Source organism: Pseudomonas sp. P1.31, assembly GCF_001269815.1.
Lineage (GTDB): Bacteria > Pseudomonadota > Gammaproteobacteria > Pseudomonadales > Pseudomonadaceae > Aquipseudomonas > Aquipseudomonas rustica.
This window is the reverse complement of record NZ_LHVN01000013.1, coordinates 242,747-262,760: the sequence shown is the minus strand read 5'-3', so window position 1 is coordinate 262,760 and position 20,014 is coordinate 242,747. Positions and strand designations below refer to the sequence as shown.

Below are 20,014 nucleotides of genomic sequence, written 5' to 3'. Positions count from 1 at the left end.
AAAAAATTGGATACCGGAATTTATCAGAGTGAAAAAGCATGTGGACATCTTCAATTTCTAATAAAAAACAGTGGACTTCTATTTTTGGGGAGAGCCACTCGCCAGCAAAAATGTGTATTGCCTATGCACGGTTAGAAAGCAATTGCATTTATTTAAAACTACATAGTGAAATAGAGCAGGCATTCGCACCCAAAAAATGGCTAGAAAAACAATATAACGAGTATGAATTTGGTATCTATATTAATAATGTCAAAGACATCAAGGTAGAAAATTTCAGTTTTACTGGAGTGGCACGCATATCGATCACAAAAAATGATCAAATCTACAAATTTAAACTTGAGATCAATGACTCATGCAGCGCCACATTTAAAGCAGAAAGCATTACTATCGCTAACATTAAGGCCTACCGCAACGATGGTGCCATTTAGACCTACTGACGCTAAAACTTCCCCAATCCTAACTTTCAATAAAAAGCACTGTGACTTGAGAAAAATAACCCGCTCCTGGTACTTCTTTTTCAATCGCCTTCAATGCTGTCGCGTCGTCACTTCATCCATAGCAACGTCCCGATGGCACCACTGTTCTCTTGCTCACCTACCAGCCTGCCGCCCCCCAACAAACCTTGCCCCTTCCTTAACCCCAAAATTAAGGTTCACCTAAGGTTCCATCGCTACCATCCCGCCCCATGAACCACTGTCGCCCATGAGTCGCGGATGAGACCTTCTGATATGAAAGCCTTAGATTTTCCAGCCCAGCAGCAGGCGAATTTCAGCGTTGTGCTGGTGAATTACAAAACGCCGGACTTGACCAAAATGTGCCTTGAGCTGCTGCGTGAGCACGTTCAGGAGCAGCGCATTCCGGTTTGGGTGGTGGACAACGATTCCGCAGACGCCAGTCTCGATTACCTGCGTACGCTCGACTGGATCAATCTGATCGAGCGCCCTTCTGTGAAAGGTGAAGCCGGTCATATCGCGCATGGCAAGGCGCTGGATCTGGTGCTGGACAAGGTTGAAACCGATTATCTGTTTCTGTTACACACCGATACCTTTGTTTATGACAAAGAGGTGTTTGCGATGATGATGCGTGAGTGCGCGAATAAACCGGACATGGCTGCCGTCGGTTGTGTCGAGCAAATCAATCGCGGAATGCTCAGAGAGACATGGCGATTAACTTCGCGTTTCTGCAAGCATTATGTCCGTCGCGCTAAAACTCAGTTGGGTTTGAAAACCAAAGAGCCGAAGCCGTATCGGGAAACTCATCTGAAGAGTTTTTGCACGTTGTGGAATGCTCGTCTGGCCAAGTCTCATGGTTTGCACTTTTGCATGGATGATCGGGTGCCTGGATATACGCTGCAGGATCGCATGGTGAGCTTGGGCTATGGCATCAAGTTTCTGTCGCCACGCAAGATCTTCAGCTATCTGGATCACATCCAGTCAGGCACGGTCGCGGCCGCGGGCACCTACGGCAAGGATCATCGGCGTACGAAAATGTACGAGGCGTCGATCAAGCGTCTTGAGCAGCAGCGAGGCAAGGCCGGGATGCAAGCATCGGCATAATTTAAAGACACAAAAAAGGGCGACTATTCAGTCGCCCTTTTTTGTTGCCGAATTTTGTATACATACGCTTCGTTTAAAGTGTTCGCCCAGTGTTATGGCCTGGCAATCCATGCACCGGTAAAGAGCCCTGACACTGGGCGAACGGAAGGGATTTTAATTGAAGTTGGCGCTTATGTCGTCATGAAGAATTGTGAAATTTATGTACTGGAAAGTTAAAACTCCGTCACTCGGATATTTACCGACAAACTTCCTACAGAATCTTTTATATGATTGTTCTCATACACAAAGCTGTACAAGAACAATCATTCTGTAGAGTTAATACTCAGCTTTCATGCTGACTGGTCACTTTTAATATATCGGTGTAAGTGACGATGACGCTCTGCCCTACTTTCAGATCTTTCAGTTTGGCTTGAATTTCAGGCTTTTTCACGTCGAGTGTTTTCGATTGGCCCGACGGGTTTTCCAGGGTTACCTGATTCTTCTTCAAATCAATTTTGGTGATTTTCAGCTGTACCTGAACCTGACGAAACGCTTCGCCGCCTGGGTTATCGGTGCCCGGCGCCTTGCGCAGTTCGCCGGTGCGTTCGGTCGTGCCAGGCAGACCTTTATCCACGTCGGTATCCAGGTAAGCGGCGACAGAACGCTGGACTTGGACTTTGACCAGATCACCGACCTTCAGGTTGGCGAGGTTTTTTGCCTTGTCGGTGAGTTGTACGTGAACCTGACGGCCTTCCGCACCTTCGAGCACAACCTGATGGTTGGCGGGATCGACGGTGACGACTTTGGTGGTGACCTGATCCGCTTCGATGGTGGCGGACAGCGGAATATCGGCGGCAAATGCTCCGAAGCTAGTGGCGGACAGTACGGTTGCGAGGGTGATGGCTTTGGCCAGTGCGTGGAGCTTCATAAGCAATACTTTCCCTGTGATGAATGGCAGCCACCGTCGCCAAAACGTTTTTGGCGACGTATGTCCGATTAAGCATAGACGCTGTTCAGGGCTTGGTTTGAGATTGTTTTGCGGTGTCTTGTGCGGTGGATTCGCCGCTGGGGGTGCCTTTGCCGTGGCTTTGGCGCTGCTTGGGATCGGTGGGGCGCAGGGCGTCGTTGTCGCGCTCGGTTTCGCCGGCGGGACGCGGTTCGTCGGGGTGTTCGCTTGGAGTGATGGGTTTCATGGTAGGTGTCCTCAGGCTTCGGGGTCGTCGAGTTCGCGGGCGACGTTGATGGCGGGCGAATCCTTGTGCAGGTCAGCGGCTTTGGCACGGAGGATCTGCCATTGCTCCAGGTCGATGGCGCCTTGGCCGAGCAGGTCGTCGGCGATGCGTTGCAGATCCAGGTAGTGAGCGTCGGGGGATTGCTGCCAGTAGGTTTCATCGTCGAACAGACGCTGCCAGGTGGTGAGGTCTGGGGGTTGCAGGTCGTCGCTCATGATCAATCCTCGACAGGTTTCTCTGTAGAGGACACCACAGCAACGCGAGTTCAAACCGATCCGTGTAGGAGCTGCCGGAGGCTGCGATCTTTTGATCGTTTAACCAGCAAGATCAAAAGATCGCAGCCTTCGGCAGCTCCTACAGGGGTTTGTGGTGTTTGGATAATTAGTAGCCGGTCATTTCCAGGTAGCCCTGGCCCGGGTGACTGCCCGTGATGTTCACCGGGCCTTCCCAGTAGGGGATGCGCAGGTTCATCCACGCTTTGGGGTTGAGCGCGTTGATCTGGATGTCGAGGTGTTTGTCAGGGATGCTGATCACCCAGCGGATCGGCATTTTGCGCCCGGCGACGTTGGCGGTGTCTTGCGGTGTGAGGGTGATCTGATCGCCGCTCAGGGTTTGCGTCTGGCCGTCGGCGGCGATCCAGGTGCCGGTCAGGTAAGGCGCGCCATCCTTCTGGCGGGTGCGAAAGAGCATGACCTTTTCACCGCTGTCCAGATGCAATGAGAGCCAGTCCCAGCCCGTCTGGTTGGCGCTCAGCGGTTGGCTGCTCCACTCGCGATCCAGCCACGCCGGGCCGCTGACGGTGTAGGTCTGCCCATCGATCTGCAACGTACCGTTGGCCTGAAAAAACGGCTGACTGTAGTAATACGACGCCTGCCCTTCTGCGGATTTGCGGCTGAAGCCTTTGTCACCCTGCAACACCAATGGGCGATTGGCGGTGAGGTGCAGTTGATAGGCGAAATCTCTGTCGCGAGCGCTGAGCTGTAGATCGCTCAAGGGATCGGCAGCCTGACTGCTAAACCGCCAATCATCGATCCACGCGTCAAACGGCGCCACGCGAACGCCGGCCTGGCCCACGCCACCGCGTGCATAACGTTCGGCGGCGTGATGTGCAGACGCCGACGTCACCGCCGCATGCCCCAGCCAAATCACCTGATTGCTCCACCCCGACTGCTCCGGCACGGGTTTCAGGGCGCTGCGAAACAACGTCCATTGCACGCCGAACTGATTGCCCTGCTGATCCTTGAGATTGGCGGTGACGTACCACCATTCGATGCGAAATCCATCATGCGCGCCGTGATCCGCCGGAAAACTGAACACCCGCCCCGGCACCACCGCTGTGTACGCCTCAGCCTTATCGCCCATCCCGGCAAAGCCCTGCTGCTCAGGCGCCGGTTGATCGCAACCGCCGAGCAGCAGCGCGAGCATCAGCACCAGGCGGTTAATCCTCATGGGCAAACGTCCTCAACAAATCCGCCGGTTGCGTGCGGTACAACGAATACAGCGGCCATGCCGAAGCCAATAATGTCGCCAGCAACGCCAACCCCATCAGTTGCAGCAGTTGCCACGGGAACACCCGCAACGGCAGGCGCCAGCCAAACGCCTGCACGTTGATCACCGCGTCCAGGCACCACGCCAGCGCGATCCCCAACGGCAACGCCAACACCAACGTCAGCACCGCCAGCAGCCAGGTTTGACCGAGGTTGAGCAGCATCAACTGTTTGCGCGTCACGCCCAGCGCCCACAGCGGCGCAAGTTGACCGAGGCGACTCTGACTCTGGGTCAGCAGGCTGATAAACAGCGCCACGCCAGCGACCGCGAGGGTCAGACTGTTCAGCGCCGCCGTCGCCGCGAAGGTGCGTTCGAACACTTGAACCGACCAGCCCTTGAGCCGCGCCTGATCGACGATGCGGCTGTCATCCAGCTGAAACCGCGTCTGCAACGCGCTCAACAATGTTGGAATATTTTTCGGCTCGATACGCAGGTTAAAGCGGTTCGGCGTCAGTTGCGGCCAGCCGCGCAATAGGTGATTGACGTTGACCAGCAGGTGCCCTTTCGGATTGCCGTAATCGGCGTAGATGCCGACGATGCGCGGCGACCATGGGCCGTTGGGCGTGGGGATCGTCAGGTGCTGGCCGGCCTGCAGTTTCAGGCGGCGGGCGAGTTGTTCGCTGAGCATCACCGCATCGTCCGTCGCCAAATGGCCCCACGGATCGCTGCCGCTGGAATCGAGCAACGGCCAGTGCTCGCGATAATGCGGGTGATCGATCACGCCAAAGACATCCGCCGGCCAGCCTTGCAGCGTCACCGACACCTGCCAGTTCGGCAGCACCGCTGCGACGTTCGGCTGTTGCCGCAGCCAGCTGTACATTTCGCGGGACTGCGCCGGATTGCTTGGGTTGATATAGAGCTCAGCGCTCAGACGTTGTTCGAGCCAATCGTTGAAGGTCTGGCGAAAACCCGAGGTCATGCTGCCGGCGCCGATGTTGGCGGCGAGGGCCAACAGCAACGCCATCAGCGCCAGACTCAGCGCCGGCAACTGCTGGCGGCAATCGGCGAGAAACCACTGACCGAGCACCGAACGACTGCGCCCGAGCAGCTGGTTCAGGATCGCGCTGAGCAGCACCGGCAGCGCCAGCGCGGCGCCGAGCAGCAAGCCGGCCATCAACACAAAACCACTCGCCAAACTGTCGCCCCAGATCAACGCAGCCAGTGCAATCGCAAGCAGCACTGCCGCCAACCAACCTTGCCGACGCAACCACCGCGCGTATTGCTGATGCCAGGCTTGCGGATCGGCCACGGCCAACAGTGGCAAACGTGCCGCGCGCAGCAGGCTGTTGCCGCCGGCGAGCAAGGCGCCGAACAGGCTCAAACCGATACCGCTGAACCACCACCAAGGGCTCAGGCGCAACTGCCCCGCCACTTCCGCGCCGTACAAACCGCGCAGGCTGGCGGCGACATCCGGCAGCAGCACGCTGGCCAGCCAATAGCCGCTGATCACGCCGAACACTCCGCCGATCAGCGCCAGCATGCCCAATTCGACGACCAGGCAGAGGATCAACATTCGCGCGCTGACACCGCAGGCGCGCAACGTGCGCAACAGGCCTCGACGCTGCTCCAATGCGAGGCCAATCGCCGCGTGGACGATGAACAAGCCAACCAGAAACGAGAGAAATCCCAAGGCATCCAGGTTGAGGTGAAAACTCTCGGTCAGCCGCGCCAGATTGTTTTCCTCGCCGCTGCTTTTCAGCTGCAACTGACCTGTGAACGAGGCCGGCAACTCGGCGTGAAAGTCCTTGGGCAGCAACAGCCGTGACAGTTGCCCCGGCTGTTCGAGCAGGGTTTGCGCGATACCGATGTCGACCAGCAACACACCGGGCGCCATGTCCTTTTGCACCCGCAGCGGCGGCAATGCCAGGCCGTTAACCGTCTGCGGCGTGGCGCCCTCTGCGAGGTTCAAGGCCTGCAGAGTATCCGGGGAAATCCATGTGCTGCCGGGCGGCGAGAAGAACTCGACAATGCGCTCGATCGGCATGGCCTGCCCGGCCACCGCCGAGTCCGTCGGCAGCGACACCGGCTCGATGCCCATCAATTGCAGCCGCTGATTTTCGTGATCCTTGAGCATCAAACGGCCCTGCAACAGCGGCGACACCGGCCAGCCTGCGCGACGAAGATCAACAAACCATTGCTGGGTGAACGTTGCGCCGCTGGGCGTGCTCAGGCTGGCTTGCGGTTCGCCGCCGATCATCTGACTGGCGCGGGCATAGCTGTCGCGGGCCTGACTGTTCAGCGCTTCGACGCCGGTCAGCAAACTGGTCGCCAGCCACAACCCGGTCAGCACACTGAAAAACTGCACCGGATGGCGCCGCCAATGGCTGAGCAGCGCACGCAGGGTCTGGCGAAAAACCATCACGTCAGCCGACCTTTGGACAGCACCACGCGCTGCGCCAATTGCGCCGCGACCCGCTGACTGTGAGTAACCATCAACAAAGTGGTCGGCGTGTCATTAAGTAATTCGAGCAACAGCCGCAGCACTTCATCGCTGGTCGCTTCGTCGAGGCTGCCGGTCGGTTCATCGGCCAGCAGCAATTTTGGCTGCGACGCCAGCGCCCGGCCCAACGCGACGCGCTGTTGCTGGCCACCGGAAAGCTGTTCCGGATAGCGTTTGAGCAGATCGCCAAGGCCTAAGCGCTGCACCAGATGCGCCTGCCAGCGCGGCTCGTGGCGCCCGGCGAGTCGCGCTTGAAACGCCAGATTGTCCTCAACGCGCAAACTGCCGATCAGGTTGAACTGCTGGAACACCAGACCGATTTCCGTACGCCGCCAGTTCGCCAGTTGCGCCTCGTTCATCTCCTCCAGCCGATGCTCGCCGCTGCGGATGCTGCCGCGATCGACCTTGTCCAGACCGGCCACCAGGTGCAGCAAAGTGCTTTTGCCACTGCCCGATTCGCCCATCAGCGCGAGGCTGCTGCCAGCCTCCAGCGTCAGGTCGACGCCTTGCAGCACCGGCAAGGAGCCCTGGGGGGTGGCGTAGCTTTTGAAGACGTTGCGAACCTCAAGCATGGCAAAACCTGATCAATGAACCTGCGCCAAGGATAGCGGCCCTGAATGGTTTTTGTCCGTTGACGATCACCGCCGCGCCAGAGCGCCGCCCTACCCTCTGAAACTGGTTCACCCATAACGATAAAAACCGGAGACGCCATGCAACGTTTCACTTTGAGCCCCCGCGGCCTGTTGGCCTGCCTGATCACCGCGTGTCTGAGCCAGTCGGTGCTCGCCGCCGACGCGCCCGTCGCCCCCAGCGCACAGACCATCGCCAGCAACGCCGCTGTTCTGAAGCAACTGCCCTTCAGCGACCGCACCGATTTCGAATCCATCAGCAAAGGCCTGATCGCGCCGTTCAAGGGTCAGATCAAGGACGCCAGCGGTAAAGTCATCTGGGACGTGCAGGCCTACGACTTCCTCGCCAAGGATCAAGCGCCGGAATCGGTGAATCCGAGCCTGTGGCGTCTGGCCCAGCTCAATGCGCACGCCGGTCTGTTTGAAGTCAGCCCGAAGTTGTATCAGGTGCGCGGCCTCGATCTGGCCAACATGACCATCATCGAAGGTGACGACGGGCTGATCATCATCGACCCGCTGACCATGGCCGAAACCGCTAAAGCGGCGCTGGATCTGTACTACGCCAACCGTCCGCACAAACCGGTGGTCGCCGTCATTTACAGCCACACCCACGTCGACCATTTCGGCGGCGTGCGCGGGGTGATCGACGAGGCGGATGTGAAGGCTGGCAAGGTCAAGGTGTTCGCCCCGGCCGGGTTTATGGAGCACGTGATGAGCGAAAACGTGATGGCCGGCAACGCCATGAGCCGTCGCGCGCAGTACCAGTTCGGCAGCCTGTTGCCGCGCGGTGAAAACGGTCAGGTCGATGCCGGTCTGGGCAAGAGTTCGCCAACCGGCGGCACGGTCACGCTGATCCCGCCGACCGATTTGATCGCCAAGGAACTGGAAACCCGCACCATTGCCGGCATTCAATTTGAGTTCCAGCTGACGCCGGGCACCGAAGCGCCGGCGGAAATGAACATGTATCTGCCGGAGCTGAAAGCCCTGTGCATGGCCGAAAACGCCACGCAGATGATGCACAACGTCCTCACCCCGCGCGGCGCGCAAGTGCGTGACGCCAAGGCCTGGTCGCAATACCTCGACGACAGCCTGGCGCGCTACGGCGACAAGGCTGACGTGCTGTTCGCCCAACACAACTGGCCGACCTGGGGCGGCGAGCGGATTCGCACGTTCCTTGCCGACCAGCGCGACATGTACGCGTTCCTCAATGACCGCACCTTGCACCTGCTCAATCAGGGCCTGACGCCACAGGAAATCGCCGATACCATCACCAAACTGCCGGGCTCGCTCGACCAGAAGTGGTACACCCGTGGCTACTACGGTTCGCTGAGTTTCAACACCCGCGCGGTGTATCAGCGCTACATGGGTTTCTACGACGGCAACCCGGCCAACCTCAATCCGCTGCCGCCGGTGGACACCGCCAAACACACGGTCGAGGCCATGGGCGGCGGCGCGGCAGTGCTCGATAAAATGCGCAAAGCCATGGCCAGCGGTGACTATCGCTGGGCGGCGCAGTTGGGCAATCAGTTGTTGTTCGCCGAGCCGGACAACGCCGAGGCGCACAAGGCACAGGCCGAGACGCTGGAGCAATTGGGTTATCAAAGCGAGAACGCCACCTGGCGCAACATGTACCTGACCGGCGCGATGGAACTGCGCAACGGCGTGCCGCCCCATGCGGGGACGTCGGTGTCGGTGGACATGGTGCGGGCGATGAGCCCGGAAATGTTCTTTGATTATCTGGCGGTGCGGCTGGACAGCGACAAGGCTGTGAATCACGACCTGACGCTAAACTGGACGTTTGATGACCTGCAGAAGGACTTTAATCTGACCTTGCGCAACGGTGTGCTGACGCATCGGGCCGGGCTCAATCCAGCGGCGGACGCGAGTGTCAGTTTGAGCAAGGACACGCTGGAGAAGATCAGCCTCAAGCAACTGGATTTCCCGACGGCGATGCAGAAAGGCTTGATCAAGTTGCAGGGGAACGGGAAAAAACTGGGCGAGTTGATGGGCAGCCTGGATACGTTTGGGCCGCAGTTCAATATCGTTACGCCTTAAGATCAAAAGCCCCTCACCCTAGCCCTCTCCCGAAGGGAGAGGGGACTGACCGAGGTGGATGTTGGAGATACGCCGACTTGGGATATAGAGTTGAACTCAAGTTTTGAACAGCACAAAGATCGGCTCCCTTTCCCCCTCGCCCCCCTTGGGGGAGAGGGCTGGGGTGAGGGGGTAAAATCTCCCAGGCACCACAAAAATCAAGCAACCACCTCAACCACCGGCATCCGCCATTTCTGCTCAACCACTTCTTGCTTCGGCCCGTACAAGCGCAAAATCACATTAAACGCTCCGTTCTGCGGTGTCGGCAGCCAATTACTCTCCTCCTCCGCCCCCGGAGAATTCGCCTGCATCCATAACGTCAGCCCACCATCCGCATCGCGCTGCAATTGATCGCGACTGCTCAAACAATACCGATCAAGCGGATTCGCCACCAACTGCCGATCCGGCAAGTCATACAACGTCAGCGACCAGAACTCACTGGCCGGCGGCAATTGCCCAGGTGCAAAACGCAGGCGATAACGCCGGCCGCCCTGCAACGGTTGCCCTTGATTATCCAGTCGGCTGCCAGTGTAAAACGCCTCCTCAACACTGTTGCCGTAAATCCCCAGATACGCCCCGACCGCGCGATTCAGATAATTGCCATGCATTGCCTCACGGTTACCAAACAGGCCAAGCGTGGAGCGTGTTTGCGCGGCGGTCTCTTGCAGTTGCGCTTGCGCCAGTTTGATTCCGGCGACGATCGCTTGCTGCTTTTCGACCGGCAACGCGGCGAAGTCAAAAGCCTGCCCCGGGACAATGCCGATCCGTGCGAAGCGTTCGCGCAATGCTTGTTCTGCAGGCTGAGTCGGGCACAGCGCAAGGATCTGATTAAGCACCGCGATAAACGACGGCCCCAACCCGGTTTTGCTGTCCCACGCCGGCCAGTCAATCGCCGGCGCGGCCAGCGGGCCCGGGCTGCCGCTGTATTCATGCAAGCCACGCAAACGGTATTGCTCCTGCAACGCACGCACTGCCGGCATATCGTCGGCGCTCTTCAACCCGGTACGCCCGAGCAGCATGACGATCTCGGTTTCACTGCGCAGCACGGCTTTGATGCCCTTCGGCGTCGGCCCCTGCCAGCTCGGCCCGGCGATCAGATAATCCCCCGCCTCGCGTCCGGTGCTGAGCACGCCGACATAGGCAAAGTTATGCGTGTACTGATCGACCAGTTGATGCACGTAATAGCGATCGGCATCCACCGCCGGCACGCTCAACACTTGCGGCTCAGTGCGCAGATCGAGCCAAGCCCAGGAGTAAGGTGTGTCGTTGTTCGGCGTGACGATTTCGCGATTCGCCGGGGTGTAGAGCTGGCTGTAATGGCGGAAACGATTGAAGCCGCCGACGTACTCCGCCGCGCTCGGATCAAGCAGTTGTTTCTCCATCGTCTGGTAATGCATCAGCATCGGAAAAGCGTAGATCCACGCCTCTTGCGCGACCGATTGCGTTTCATCGGCCAGCAACCAGCGCGGCATCATCAGCCCTCCTCCTAGCACACACATGCCACCCAACATCTGACGACGATTGATCGTCAGACTCATGGCTCGACCCTCGCAATCGTCGGCAACTGATAACTGCCATCCAGCGCAGCGGCTTTCGGCAGGTACAAACGCAGCAGCAGGTTGAACGGGCCTTGTGGTGTCGGCAGCCAGTTGCCTTGCTCGGCCTGTGCCGGTGCGTCCGCTTGCAACAACAGCGTGAGGCCGCCGTCGGCGCCGTAGTGCAAATCGGCGCTGCGATCGCCCAAGGCGTAACGCCCGATGGCATTGCTCGCCAGCAATTGGGTTTTGCCGTCGTACAGGGTCAGTGACCAAAAGGCGTTCACCGGCGGTAACTGCCCGGCGGGGAAATGCAGGCGATAGGTCTGGCGACCGTCGAGCAACTGGCCTTTGGAATCGTGCAGGGCCATCGGGTAAACCGCTTCGACCGCGTCGTTGGCGTAGATGTAGCGCCAGGCGACGGCAGCGCGGGTCAGGTCATCGTCAGCGAATTTGCCAATGTTGGTCGGTGATGGAAACCAGCCGTTCTGCTCTTTCGACAGTTGGCTGGAGGCCGCGCGAACCTGCTCGCGGCCGGCTTCAGCGCCTTCTGCGATGGCTTGGCGAAGGTTGTCGGCCGGGGCGAACGCGCTGCCGGGCAGCACGCCAATCGCGGCGAATCGAGCGAGTTTGGCCTGCTCGCTGGGCGTCCATTGATGCAGCGGTGCCAAGGCATTAAAGGTGTTGAACAGGGCCTGCGCTTCGCCGTGTTTGGTGTCCAGATACGTCGGCAGATGCAACGGCGCAGGTGCGTCAGGTGCAACGCTGTTGGTGGCGCGGGACAACGGCTGCAGGGCATAACCCATCAGCACTTTGGCGGCGTCTTTTTGATCGGCCTCGCCTTTGACTTCGGTGCGCCCAAGCAAAAACACCACGCGGCTTGGCGAACGAATCACGCCGTTGAAACCGCTCGGCGCTGCACCCTTCCAGTCCGGCCCGACGATCAGATAACGCCCGGCCTGATTGCCGGTGGCGCGGGTGCCGATGTAATCGAGGTTGTCGGTGCGCAGGTCGACCAACTGGAAGCTGTAGTAGCGATCCTCGATCGCCGGCACTTGCAGGACCATCGGCTCGGCGCGCAGGTCGAGCAAGGCGCGGGAATAGAAGGTGTCGTTGTTCGGCGAGACGACTTTGTTGTCTTGCGGGCCGAGCAAACGCGGTTCGCTGTAGAGGCGATTGAACGGCAGTTTGGCATTGATCGCGGTGAGTACTTTGTCGTGTTCGACGGTGGCGTAGGCGAAGACGTAAGCCTCTTGTGCGAGGGCTTTGGCCTGGCTCACATCAAGGTCAGCGGCGTGAACGATGCCGAGGCTGGCGCCGACCGCTAGAGCACAAATCCAGTGACGCATAAACAATCTCCAGACAGAAAACAAATCCCCTGTAGGAGCAAGGCTTGCCCGCGAAGAGGCCGGTACATCCGACATCAATGTTGCCTGACACACCGCTTTCGCGAGCAAGCTCAGCTCCTACAAGGGTTGTGTGATGGTGAGAGGTTATTTAGCCCAACGCCGCAGATCCGACGGGGTGTAGTCGTCGGTCTTCGCCGCGAACCCGACGCGCATTGGCTGGGTCTCTTCGTTGGCCAGGCCGCCAGCGTAATAACGCCCGGCAATCAGGTCGTAGGACGTCTCCAGCACGTTGTAGGTGAAGCCATGGTCGTACTGCTGAATCGCGTGCAATTCACCGCTGCGCCACAGCTCGCCACGGCTGTCGTATTGATCGGACTGGGCAATCTGCCAACTGTCTTCGTCCACATAAAACCGGCGTTTGGCGTAGATGTGCCGGGCGTTTGGCTTGAGCGTGGCTTCCACCACCCACACCCGGTGTTTCTCGTAGCGCGCCAGATCCTGATTGATGTGATTGGGCTTGATCACCTCGTCGTATTTGAGCGCGTGGCTGCCGATCTTGTAGCTGTTGTAAGGGATGAACAGCTCCTGTTTGCCAATCAGTTTCCAGTCGAAACGATCGGGCGCGCCGTTGTAGCCGTCGATGTTGTCGGCGGTGATCAGGCCGTTGCTGTAGCGCGCGCTGTTGTCGTAAGCGATCATCGGCGCGCGACGCACCCGGCGTTGCCCCGGCAGGTATTGCCAGGCCGAACGCGGCTCGGCGACCTGGTCGATCGGTTCGTGCACCAGCACCGCTTCACCGGACAAACGTGCCGGTTCGAGCACGCGGCTCTTGAACAGGAACAGCGTGTTGGCGCCCGGTTCCAGCCCGGAAACCGTATCGGCAAAGTTGATCAGCGACTGGTTGCGCACATAACTGGTCGCGCCGTTTTCGCGCACCAATGCCGAGCTGCTGATGCGCTCGTAACTGCCGCCGCGATAGCGGGTCATGTGGTTCCACATCACTTCCAGACCTTCGGTCGGCAGCGGGAATGGAATGCCGCGCGCATAGTCGTGCAAGCCGTTGCCGCCGTCAGCCATGCTGGTTTTCGCGACGTTGCCGCGACTTTGTTCCAGCACATCTTTAGGCAGATTGGCGCTGCGATGAGTCGGGTAGATGTTCATTTTGTAGCTGTCCGGGTAGCGCTTGAACAACGCGATCTGCCCGGGGCTGAGAAACTTCTGATACTGCGCCAGATTCTGCGCAGTGACGGTGAACAACGGTTTTTCCGCCGCATACGGATCGCTGTAACTGCCCTTGCTGTCGACGGTACCGGCGTTGCTCGCCAAGCCACCGCTCCACGCCGGAATACTGCCGTCGGCATTCGCGGCCATTTCCGAGCCCATCGGCGTCAGGGTTTTACCCAGCGGTGCCGGATCGTTACCTTTGGCTTGCGCCAGTCCGACGCTGCAGGCCAGCGCCAGTACACACAATTGCAGTCGCATGAGGGATCTCCTTAGAAGTCGGCCTTGAAGCTGACCGAGGCAAAATCGCGGTCATCGAGGGTGCTGTAATCGTTGGAACCGAAGAACGTGTTGTAAGCCAGTTCAACGCTGTAATCGTTCATGTAGACGCCGGTCAGGCTGAGGCCGAGGGCTTGCTGGCCTTCCTGAAACGGCCCTTGCGGATCGTAGGAATAGCCGGAGACGTCATGGCGCCAGTTGACTGCCGGAATCAGGTTGATCCCCGGCAACACGTCGCTGTATTCAAGGCTCGCGCGCAGGCGATAACCCCACGACCACTCGGTGGCGAAACCTTTGTCGGTGCAGTACTGATTGGTCACGCCCGACGCCACGGTGTTGCACGCTGAGCCATTGCGCGGGGCGCTGCGACCGAACGCGGCGTTGCGGCCCAGACGTTCGTCGCCGAGGTCGTCGATGTGCACAACGCCGGCCTCGCCGAACAGACTCAAACGCGTGGCGCCGAGGATGTTGTCAAAAGCCTGCGTCGCCGAACCGGTCATCTGCCACACGCCTTTGCGCACCCAGCCGTCGTAACGGCTGCCGGCATTGGTGTTGAAACCCGGCGGCAGATCGACCCACGAATTGCCGCCCGGCCCGGAGATCACCGCGACGTTGATGTCCGGCGCATTGATCGCCAGCGGCATGTTTGGCCGATAGCTCAACTCGCCCGCGAGCGAGATGCCGCTGATCGGCTCAACACCGTTGAGGCTGATGCCGTACAGGTGAATATTTTCCGGAAACGCTGCGGCATAACTCGGCGCCTGAATGCCGCCAGGAAAGGTGCCGGGCAGCGAGGTGTTGCGCGCATCGAGGGTGAAATACGGCAGCCGCGAGTGATAGTTGATGTAGTAGATCGCCGCTTCGGCATCGTTCAGCGCCGGGATCATGTTGCGCAACGCGAAGCCGAACTGGCCGTTGTCCGACGGCGACTCGTTGCCGCGCGAATAGGCGTATAAACCGGCGGCTTGCATCTGCTGATCGGTCTGCACCTGGCTCAGGTACAGCGGCCCGCAACCCTTCTGAATCGCATCGCTGGAAGCGAAAAAAGTCCCGCAACCGTCGAGTGCGCTTTCGCGCCAGTTGTACTGATAAAAGCCTTCGAGGTTGAGGGTGTCGGACAGGCCAAAGCTGAACGAGACCATCTCCACCGGCAACTGGCCTTCTTTGATTTCCACCCCGGGCCGGTTGAAGGCGGAAATGTCCAAGGGGTTGATCACGTTGATGCCGTTCTGGATCAGCAGCGATTCGCCCCACGACAACACCTGGTTGCCGACCTTGACGTTCAGCGGGTGATCGGCGATCTGGAAGTCCTTCCAGACGTAAGCGTCGAGGGTTTTGAAACCCTGAAACTTGCTCAGGTCATCCCAACCCGAATCGTCGAAATCCTTGAAGCGGCCATTGCGGGTTTCGTAGGCGTGGTCGTACCAGTATTTGAAACGAATGAACGCGCCCTGCCCTTGGCCATCGAGACTGAAATCGGTCAGGCCTTTGAAGTTCTGCGAGATCGGGTCGCCCTTCTCGAAGTTCAGCCGGTTGTCATCGGCGCTGACGCTGGTGCCGTTGGCGCGCACGCCTTGGGCTTGCAGGGCGTTGGCACGGGTCATCAGGCTTTTGTCGGGGTTCTGCGTCGACCAACTGCTGCCCAGGGTCAGGGTGGTTTTGGTCGACAGGCTCCAGTCTTCGTTGAGGTCGAAACTGGTGGCGTAGCCGGGGCTCGACAGTGCGGCGAGAATCGCCAGGGTCAAGGGTTGCGCACGGGGGTGGCCACGCCGGGCAAGTCGCGGACGGACTTGGGGCGTAACCGAGCTTTTTCTTATCATTATTGGGCTCCGGTCAGGTTTGCTCAGCACTGACACGGTGCCCAACCCTCAGCACTGACACACAAGCGATGGCTGACAAAAACCAATCATCGGCGTGCTTACAGCGGGTTGAGGCGGAACTGCTTCGGCGTGATGCCGAACTGTTTGCGGAAGGCGCGAATAAAGTTGCTCGGCTGACGATAACCGAGGCGTTCGGCGATGCGTTCGATCGGTTGATCGCCAGCGGTCAGCCAGTGCCGCGCCAGCTCCAGGCTGTCGTTGCGACTCGGCGCGGAGGACTCGGTTTGCCAATGGCGAAGCATGCTCTGGTGCAGAAACGGATTGGCACCGAGCAGTGGTTCTTCGAGGGTTGAGCGCTTCAAGGTCAGACGCGGATGAGCGCCTTGTTCAACACGAATACCGTTGTTGCGCAACCAGTGTCCGGCGGCTTGTGCGGGGCATAAGGTGACGCTGACGAACACTGCATCGGGCGTCTTGCCCAATCGCCGGGCGATGTTGCGCACCAAGGTAATCGTTGCTGCATCGAGGCCAAAGTGATGGGCCTGGCCCTGCACCGGACGCAGGTGCAAATGCGCGTCATCGCCCGACGTCTGCAACTCGACCGCGACGTAATTGGTCACGCGCGGCGCAAACGCCACAAAGCAATCGAGGCTGGCGCGTAACGTCGGCGCCGAGTCGAGCAGAATGTTCAGGCCTTGCAGACATGTGGTCGCCAGACCGTTGACCAATTCACAACCGAACGTCGGCGCGGCCCCGGCCTGCTCGCATTCAAGCCATAGTTTCTCGACCGCGTGCGCAGGAATTTGCTGGTCGTGACCGTCGAGAGCCGATGCGCAGATTCCGGCCCGTGCCAGCAGGGTTTGCGGGCACAGGCCAGACTGTTCGGCGTGGCCGAGAATGGTGCGGGTGAAGGCGCTGGAAGCGAACATGGGATGCGACATGGCGACGATTACCGAGGGACAGGCGTGTACTTATGCCAGCCAACGTGCTATCGATCCAATGCATTAAAAGTATCCGCAGAATGCAGGAGACGCATGATGGATTTACGCCAGCTTCGCCACCTCGTGGCCCTCGCCGACTACCGCAATTTTGGCCGCGCGGCGGAAGCGATCAACCTCAGCCAACCGGCGTTCAGCCGTAGCATTCAGACGCTGGAGCGTGACCTGGACTGCGAACTGGTCGAGCGCAGCAGCCGCGAGTTTCGCCTCACTGGCCAGGGTGAACTGGTGCTGCAGCATGCGCGGCGTTTGCTTGCCGGCAGTCAGGCGTTGCACAACGAATTGACCCAGTACAACGGCCTCACCGGCGGCGAACTGCAATTCGGTTGCGGGCCGTATCCGGCGCAGGTGCTGGTGCCGGAAGCGCTGGCGGAATTCATTCAGGCACACCCGGCGATTCGCACGCGTTTTCATCAGGGTGACTGGCAGCAATTGTCGCTGTGGTTGCGTGAGCAGCAGATCGAATTTCTGGTGGCGGACGCGCGGTATTTTGTCGGCGACCCGCAGTATCACGTGCAATTGCTGCGCACGCGACCGGGACGCTTTTTCTGCCGAGCCGGGCATCCACTGGCCGGGCAGAAGGGTTTGAAATTGCGCGCGCTGCTGGATTATCCAGTGGTGGGCACGCGGATTCCGCCGATGATTCGCAAGATCCTCGCGGATATTTTGGGTGAACCGGATTTCAATCCGAGCGTGGAATGTGCGCAGTTTGATGCGATTCAACGGGTGGTGTTGCGCTCTGATGCGATTGGTCTGGCGACGCTTGAGGCACTGCGCGAACAGGTTGATCAAGGGCTGATTCATCTGCTCGATTTCACCGATGTGCCGCGCAACGACCCGGCGCTGCAATTGGGTTACGGCATCGTCAGCCGCGTCGGCTACTCCATGACCCCGGCGGCGCGGGCGATGGTTGACGCGATCCTCAGCGTCGACCAACGCCTGCTCGCCGCCAACCACTAATTCAACGTCGATCTCCTGTTCGTCGCACCTGTAGGAGCTGCCGAAGGCTGCGATCTTTTGATCTGTTTTTCAAGATCAAGATCAAAAGATCGCAGCCTTCGGCAGCTCCTACAGTTGATCGCATTCAGGCAGGAGAATGTGGGAGCGAGCCTGCTCGCGAAGAGGCCGGCACATTCAACCTCGCGGTGCCTGAGATACCGCTTTCGCGAGCAGGCTCGCTCCCACAGTTGATCGCATTCTTGCATTAAGAAAACTGGAGGCTGGCTCACTACCGCGAGCCCGCACGTTCCCACAAGTGCTGGGTTTTCGCGGGGATTTGCTGGGTCTCGCCGAGGGCATTCAGTAAACAATGCATGGCCTCTTCGCGACTGCGCTCGAAGCGGTATCGCGCTTCGATGTACAGCGCCAGTTTCAGCTCCACCGCATCCTCCAGCGGCAGCGGCGCTTGCTGCAAACCCAATGCGCTGGCGACCCGACTTGGCAAACTCAAGCCAAACGGCTGACGATCAGTAATCAGCTTCGCCGCCAGGGTACTTTGTGTGGTCACCGCGATCGTACGGCGCAGTCCTTTAAGCCCCAGTTGCAAATCCACCGGACTCAAGCCGTCCCTACGACTCGAGACCTGAATCTGCGGCTGCTGCAAATATGCCTGCAAAGTGCGCGGCGGCTCTTTCAACGCCGCACCGTAAGCAAACACATAGTGATCCGCCGCCAACGTGCGTTTATGCAAGCCGCTCAACCCGGCCAACGGCTGATCAATGTCGATCAGAATATCCAGCTTGCCACTGGCCAGTTCCTGCAACGCATCACGCCGGCGCGGCTGGAAATAGCGCACTTGCCAATCGGCATGCGGCGCTTCAAGCAGCGCATCCAGCAGCACCGGTTGCAGGCAATCCAGGCAACTGATGCGCAGCAACGGATTGGTCTGCCGCGCCGCCGGGATCATCCGCAACCCATCACGCAACGACTCCAGCGCCGCACGCACATAGTCCGCCAGCCGATGCGCAACCAGCGTCGGCGTCACGCCCAAGCGACTCTTGATAAACAGCGGATCGCCGCACAATTCACGCAGGCGCCGCAGCGCATTGCTCATCGCCGGTTGCGACAGGCTCATCACATCGGCGGCGCGGGTGACGCTGCGCTGTTGGTAGATCGCGTCGAAGGCGAGCAACAGGTTGAGGTCGAGCTGGCGTAAATCAAGCATGGTCTTGCTCCGGCAAATCGCTTAACGTCGGCCAGCCTAACCAGTGTCCCGAATCAAGCGGTGAGCCCTACATGACAAAAATCAATCAGCCGCCCGCCAACGCCTTTTACGCGCCGACCCTGCTGCCGGCCATCGAAGAACTGCTTGCGCGCGGCATCCCGCAGGACGCCATCGAAGCGCAATTTCATCGCAGCCTGTTCGATTTGCGCACGCCGTTCATGCGCATTCCGCTGGTGCTGTCGCGGCGCTTCTGGGCGTTCGCACTGGAGCAGACCGGCGACCCGCTGATCGGTCTGGCGGCGGGACGGCGCTTTGTCTCGACGGCCACCAATGGCCTGACCTATCTGTTCGATGTCGCGGTGTCGCTGGAAAGTGCCTGCGCTTATTTCGTGCGCTTCTTCCCTTTCTTCAACGGCCATTTCCACGCGCAGATCGTGCGTGAGGATGACCGCGTGGAATTACGTCTGGTCGAAACCGGCAGCCTGCGCGCGGCGGCGCCGATTGCCGATTACATTCTGGTCAGCCTGTGCAGCATGTTGCGGCGTAAATTGCTCGCCAGCGGTTTGGGGCGTGATCCTGTTGTGGGCGTGACGCTGCTTTCGGCGAGTAGCGAGGAACATGAGCGCGCCTTTCGGGCGCCGGTGCTGGGTGAGCAGGCTTATCTGGCGATTCGGCTGGATCCACAGCTGTTTGTCGCGGCGCTGACGCCGGGCAATCAGGGGCTGGAACAGACGCTGGTGGAGTTGCTGGAGCAAACGCGGCGTAACAGCGAATCGACCTTGCTGGAGCAGCTCAGCGATTACCTGATCGAGGATCTCGCAGCGGCGGACTGGAAGCAGTTTTGTGCGGCGCAGCATTTGATCGAGCGCACGGCGGCGCGACGCTTGAAGGCGTTGGGCTGGAGTTTTTCCGAATTGCTGGATGAGTATCGGCGGTATCGGGCTGAGGATTTATTGCAGGCCGGAGAGCTGGAGCTGGTCGAGGTGTCGGATCGGTTGGGGTATAGCGATGTGCAGAGTTTTAACCGTGCGTGTTTGAGATGGTTGGGGTGTGCGCCGGGGGTTTATCGGGCTCGCTGGCAAAATTGAAAAGCCAAATCAAAAGATCGCAGCCTTCGGCAGCTCCTACATGGAAATGCGCTCTCCTGTAGGAGCTGCCGAAGGCTGCGAT

17 protein-coding genes are annotated in these 20,014 nt (G+C 59.4%); 5 read left to right on the top strand and 12 right to left on the bottom strand.

All coding sequences use genetic code 11. The features are described from left to right. Positions 1-38: 38 nt before the first annotated feature. Entirely contained in the window at positions 39-428 is a 390-nt protein-coding gene (locus AD669_RS09930; protein WP_082341418.1) for an Imm50 family immunity protein, read from the top strand. Positions 429-728: 300 nt separating this feature from the next. Continuing rightward, complete coding sequence (locus AD669_RS09925) at positions 729-1,556, top strand: glycosyltransferase family 2 protein (protein WP_053119180.1); 828 nt, start codon at positions 729-731, stop codon at positions 1,554-1,556. A 322-nt stretch (positions 1,557-1,878) separates the two neighbouring features. Here the strand turns inward: AD669_RS09925 and AD669_RS09920 are convergent, their stop codons facing one another. The 6 genes from AD669_RS09920 to AD669_RS09895 form a co-directional block, all read right to left on the bottom strand. Further along, positions 1,879-2,463, bottom strand: a complete 585-nt coding sequence (locus tag AD669_RS09920) for a hypothetical protein (RefSeq protein ID WP_053119178.1) — start codon at positions 2,461-2,463, stop codon at positions 1,879-1,881. Between the two features lie 85 nt (positions 2,464-2,548). Then, complete coding sequence (locus AD669_RS09915; protein ID WP_053119175.1) at positions 2,549-2,728, bottom strand: hypothetical protein; 180 nt, start codon at positions 2,726-2,728, stop codon at positions 2,549-2,551. Positions 2,729-2,739: 11 nt separating this feature from the next. Next, positions 2,740-2,982 (bottom strand): hypothetical protein, encoded by a 243-nt coding sequence (locus AD669_RS09910; RefSeq protein WP_053119173.1) that lies wholly within the window; start codon positions 2,980-2,982, stop codon positions 2,740-2,742. A 166-nt stretch (positions 2,983-3,148) separates the two neighbouring features. Then, positions 3,149-4,216: a lipocalin-like domain-containing protein gene (locus AD669_RS09905; RefSeq protein WP_053119171.1), complete on the bottom strand. Its 1,068-nt coding sequence runs from the start codon at positions 4,214-4,216 to the stop codon at positions 3,149-3,151. After that, positions 4,206-6,677 (bottom strand): ABC transporter permease, encoded by a 2,472-nt coding sequence (locus AD669_RS09900; protein WP_053119169.1) that lies wholly within the window; start codon positions 6,675-6,677, stop codon positions 4,206-4,208. Before AD669_RS09900 ends, AD669_RS09905 begins: the two co-directional genes overlap by 11 nt. After that, positions 6,674-7,327, bottom strand: a complete 654-nt coding sequence (locus AD669_RS09895) for an ABC transporter ATP-binding protein (protein ID WP_053119167.1) — start codon at positions 7,325-7,327, stop codon at positions 6,674-6,676. Before AD669_RS09895 ends, AD669_RS09900 begins: the two co-directional genes overlap by 4 nt. A gap of 138 nt (positions 7,328-7,465) precedes the next feature. On the opposite strand from AD669_RS09895, the gene AD669_RS09890 reads away from it, so the two are divergent. Next, positions 7,466-9,439, top strand: a complete 1,974-nt coding sequence (locus tag AD669_RS09890) for an alkyl/aryl-sulfatase (protein WP_053119165.1) — start codon at positions 7,466-7,468, stop codon at positions 9,437-9,439. Between the two features lie 197 nt (positions 9,440-9,636). Here the strand turns inward: AD669_RS09890 and AD669_RS09885 are convergent, their stop codons facing one another. The 5 genes from AD669_RS09885 to AD669_RS09865 all read right to left on the bottom strand — a co-directional run bounded on the left by AD669_RS09885 (position 9,637) and on the right by AD669_RS09865 (position 16,623). Then, a complete protein-coding gene (locus AD669_RS09885) occupies positions 9,637-11,016 on the bottom strand; it encodes a DUF1254 domain-containing protein (protein ID WP_053119163.1) in 1,380 nt (459 codons plus the stop codon). Then, positions 11,013-12,362: a DUF1254 domain-containing protein gene (locus AD669_RS09880; protein ID WP_053119161.1), complete on the bottom strand. Its 1,350-nt coding sequence runs from the start codon at positions 12,360-12,362 to the stop codon at positions 11,013-11,015. Before AD669_RS09880 ends, AD669_RS09885 begins: the two co-directional genes overlap by 4 nt. Before the next feature lie 144 nt (positions 12,363-12,506). Further along, positions 12,507-13,844, bottom strand: coding sequence for a DUF1329 domain-containing protein (locus tag AD669_RS09875; RefSeq protein WP_053119160.1), 1,338 nt, complete (start codon positions 13,842-13,844; stop codon positions 12,507-12,509). Positions 13,845-13,855: 11 nt separating this feature from the next. Beyond that, positions 13,856-15,682: a DUF1302 domain-containing protein gene (locus AD669_RS09870; RefSeq protein ID WP_053119157.1), complete on the bottom strand. Its 1,827-nt coding sequence runs from the start codon at positions 15,680-15,682 to the stop codon at positions 13,856-13,858. A 98-nt stretch (positions 15,683-15,780) separates the two neighbouring features. After that, a complete protein-coding gene (locus AD669_RS09865; RefSeq protein ID WP_053119156.1) occupies positions 15,781-16,623 on the bottom strand; it encodes an AraC family transcriptional regulator in 843 nt (280 codons plus the stop codon). 96 nt (positions 16,624-16,719) lie between these two features. Between AD669_RS09865 and AD669_RS09860 the strand changes: the two genes are divergently transcribed. Next, on the top strand, positions 16,720-17,640 hold the full coding sequence (locus tag AD669_RS09860; protein ID WP_053119153.1) for a LysR family transcriptional regulator: 921 nt from the start codon (positions 16,720-16,722) through the stop codon (positions 17,638-17,640). A gap of 268 nt (positions 17,641-17,908) precedes the next feature. Here the strand turns inward: AD669_RS09860 and AD669_RS09855 are convergent, their stop codons facing one another. Further along, a complete protein-coding gene (locus AD669_RS09855; protein WP_053119151.1) occupies positions 17,909-18,844 on the bottom strand; it encodes a LysR family transcriptional regulator in 936 nt (311 codons plus the stop codon). Positions 18,845-18,915: 71 nt separating this feature from the next. Here AD669_RS09855 and AD669_RS09850 point away from each other — a divergent pair, with 71 nt between their 5' ends. Continuing rightward, positions 18,916-19,932 (top strand): AraC family transcriptional regulator, encoded by a 1,017-nt coding sequence (locus AD669_RS09850; protein ID WP_053119149.1) that lies wholly within the window; start codon positions 18,916-18,918, stop codon positions 19,930-19,932. Positions 19,933-20,014: the final 82 nt, after the last annotated feature.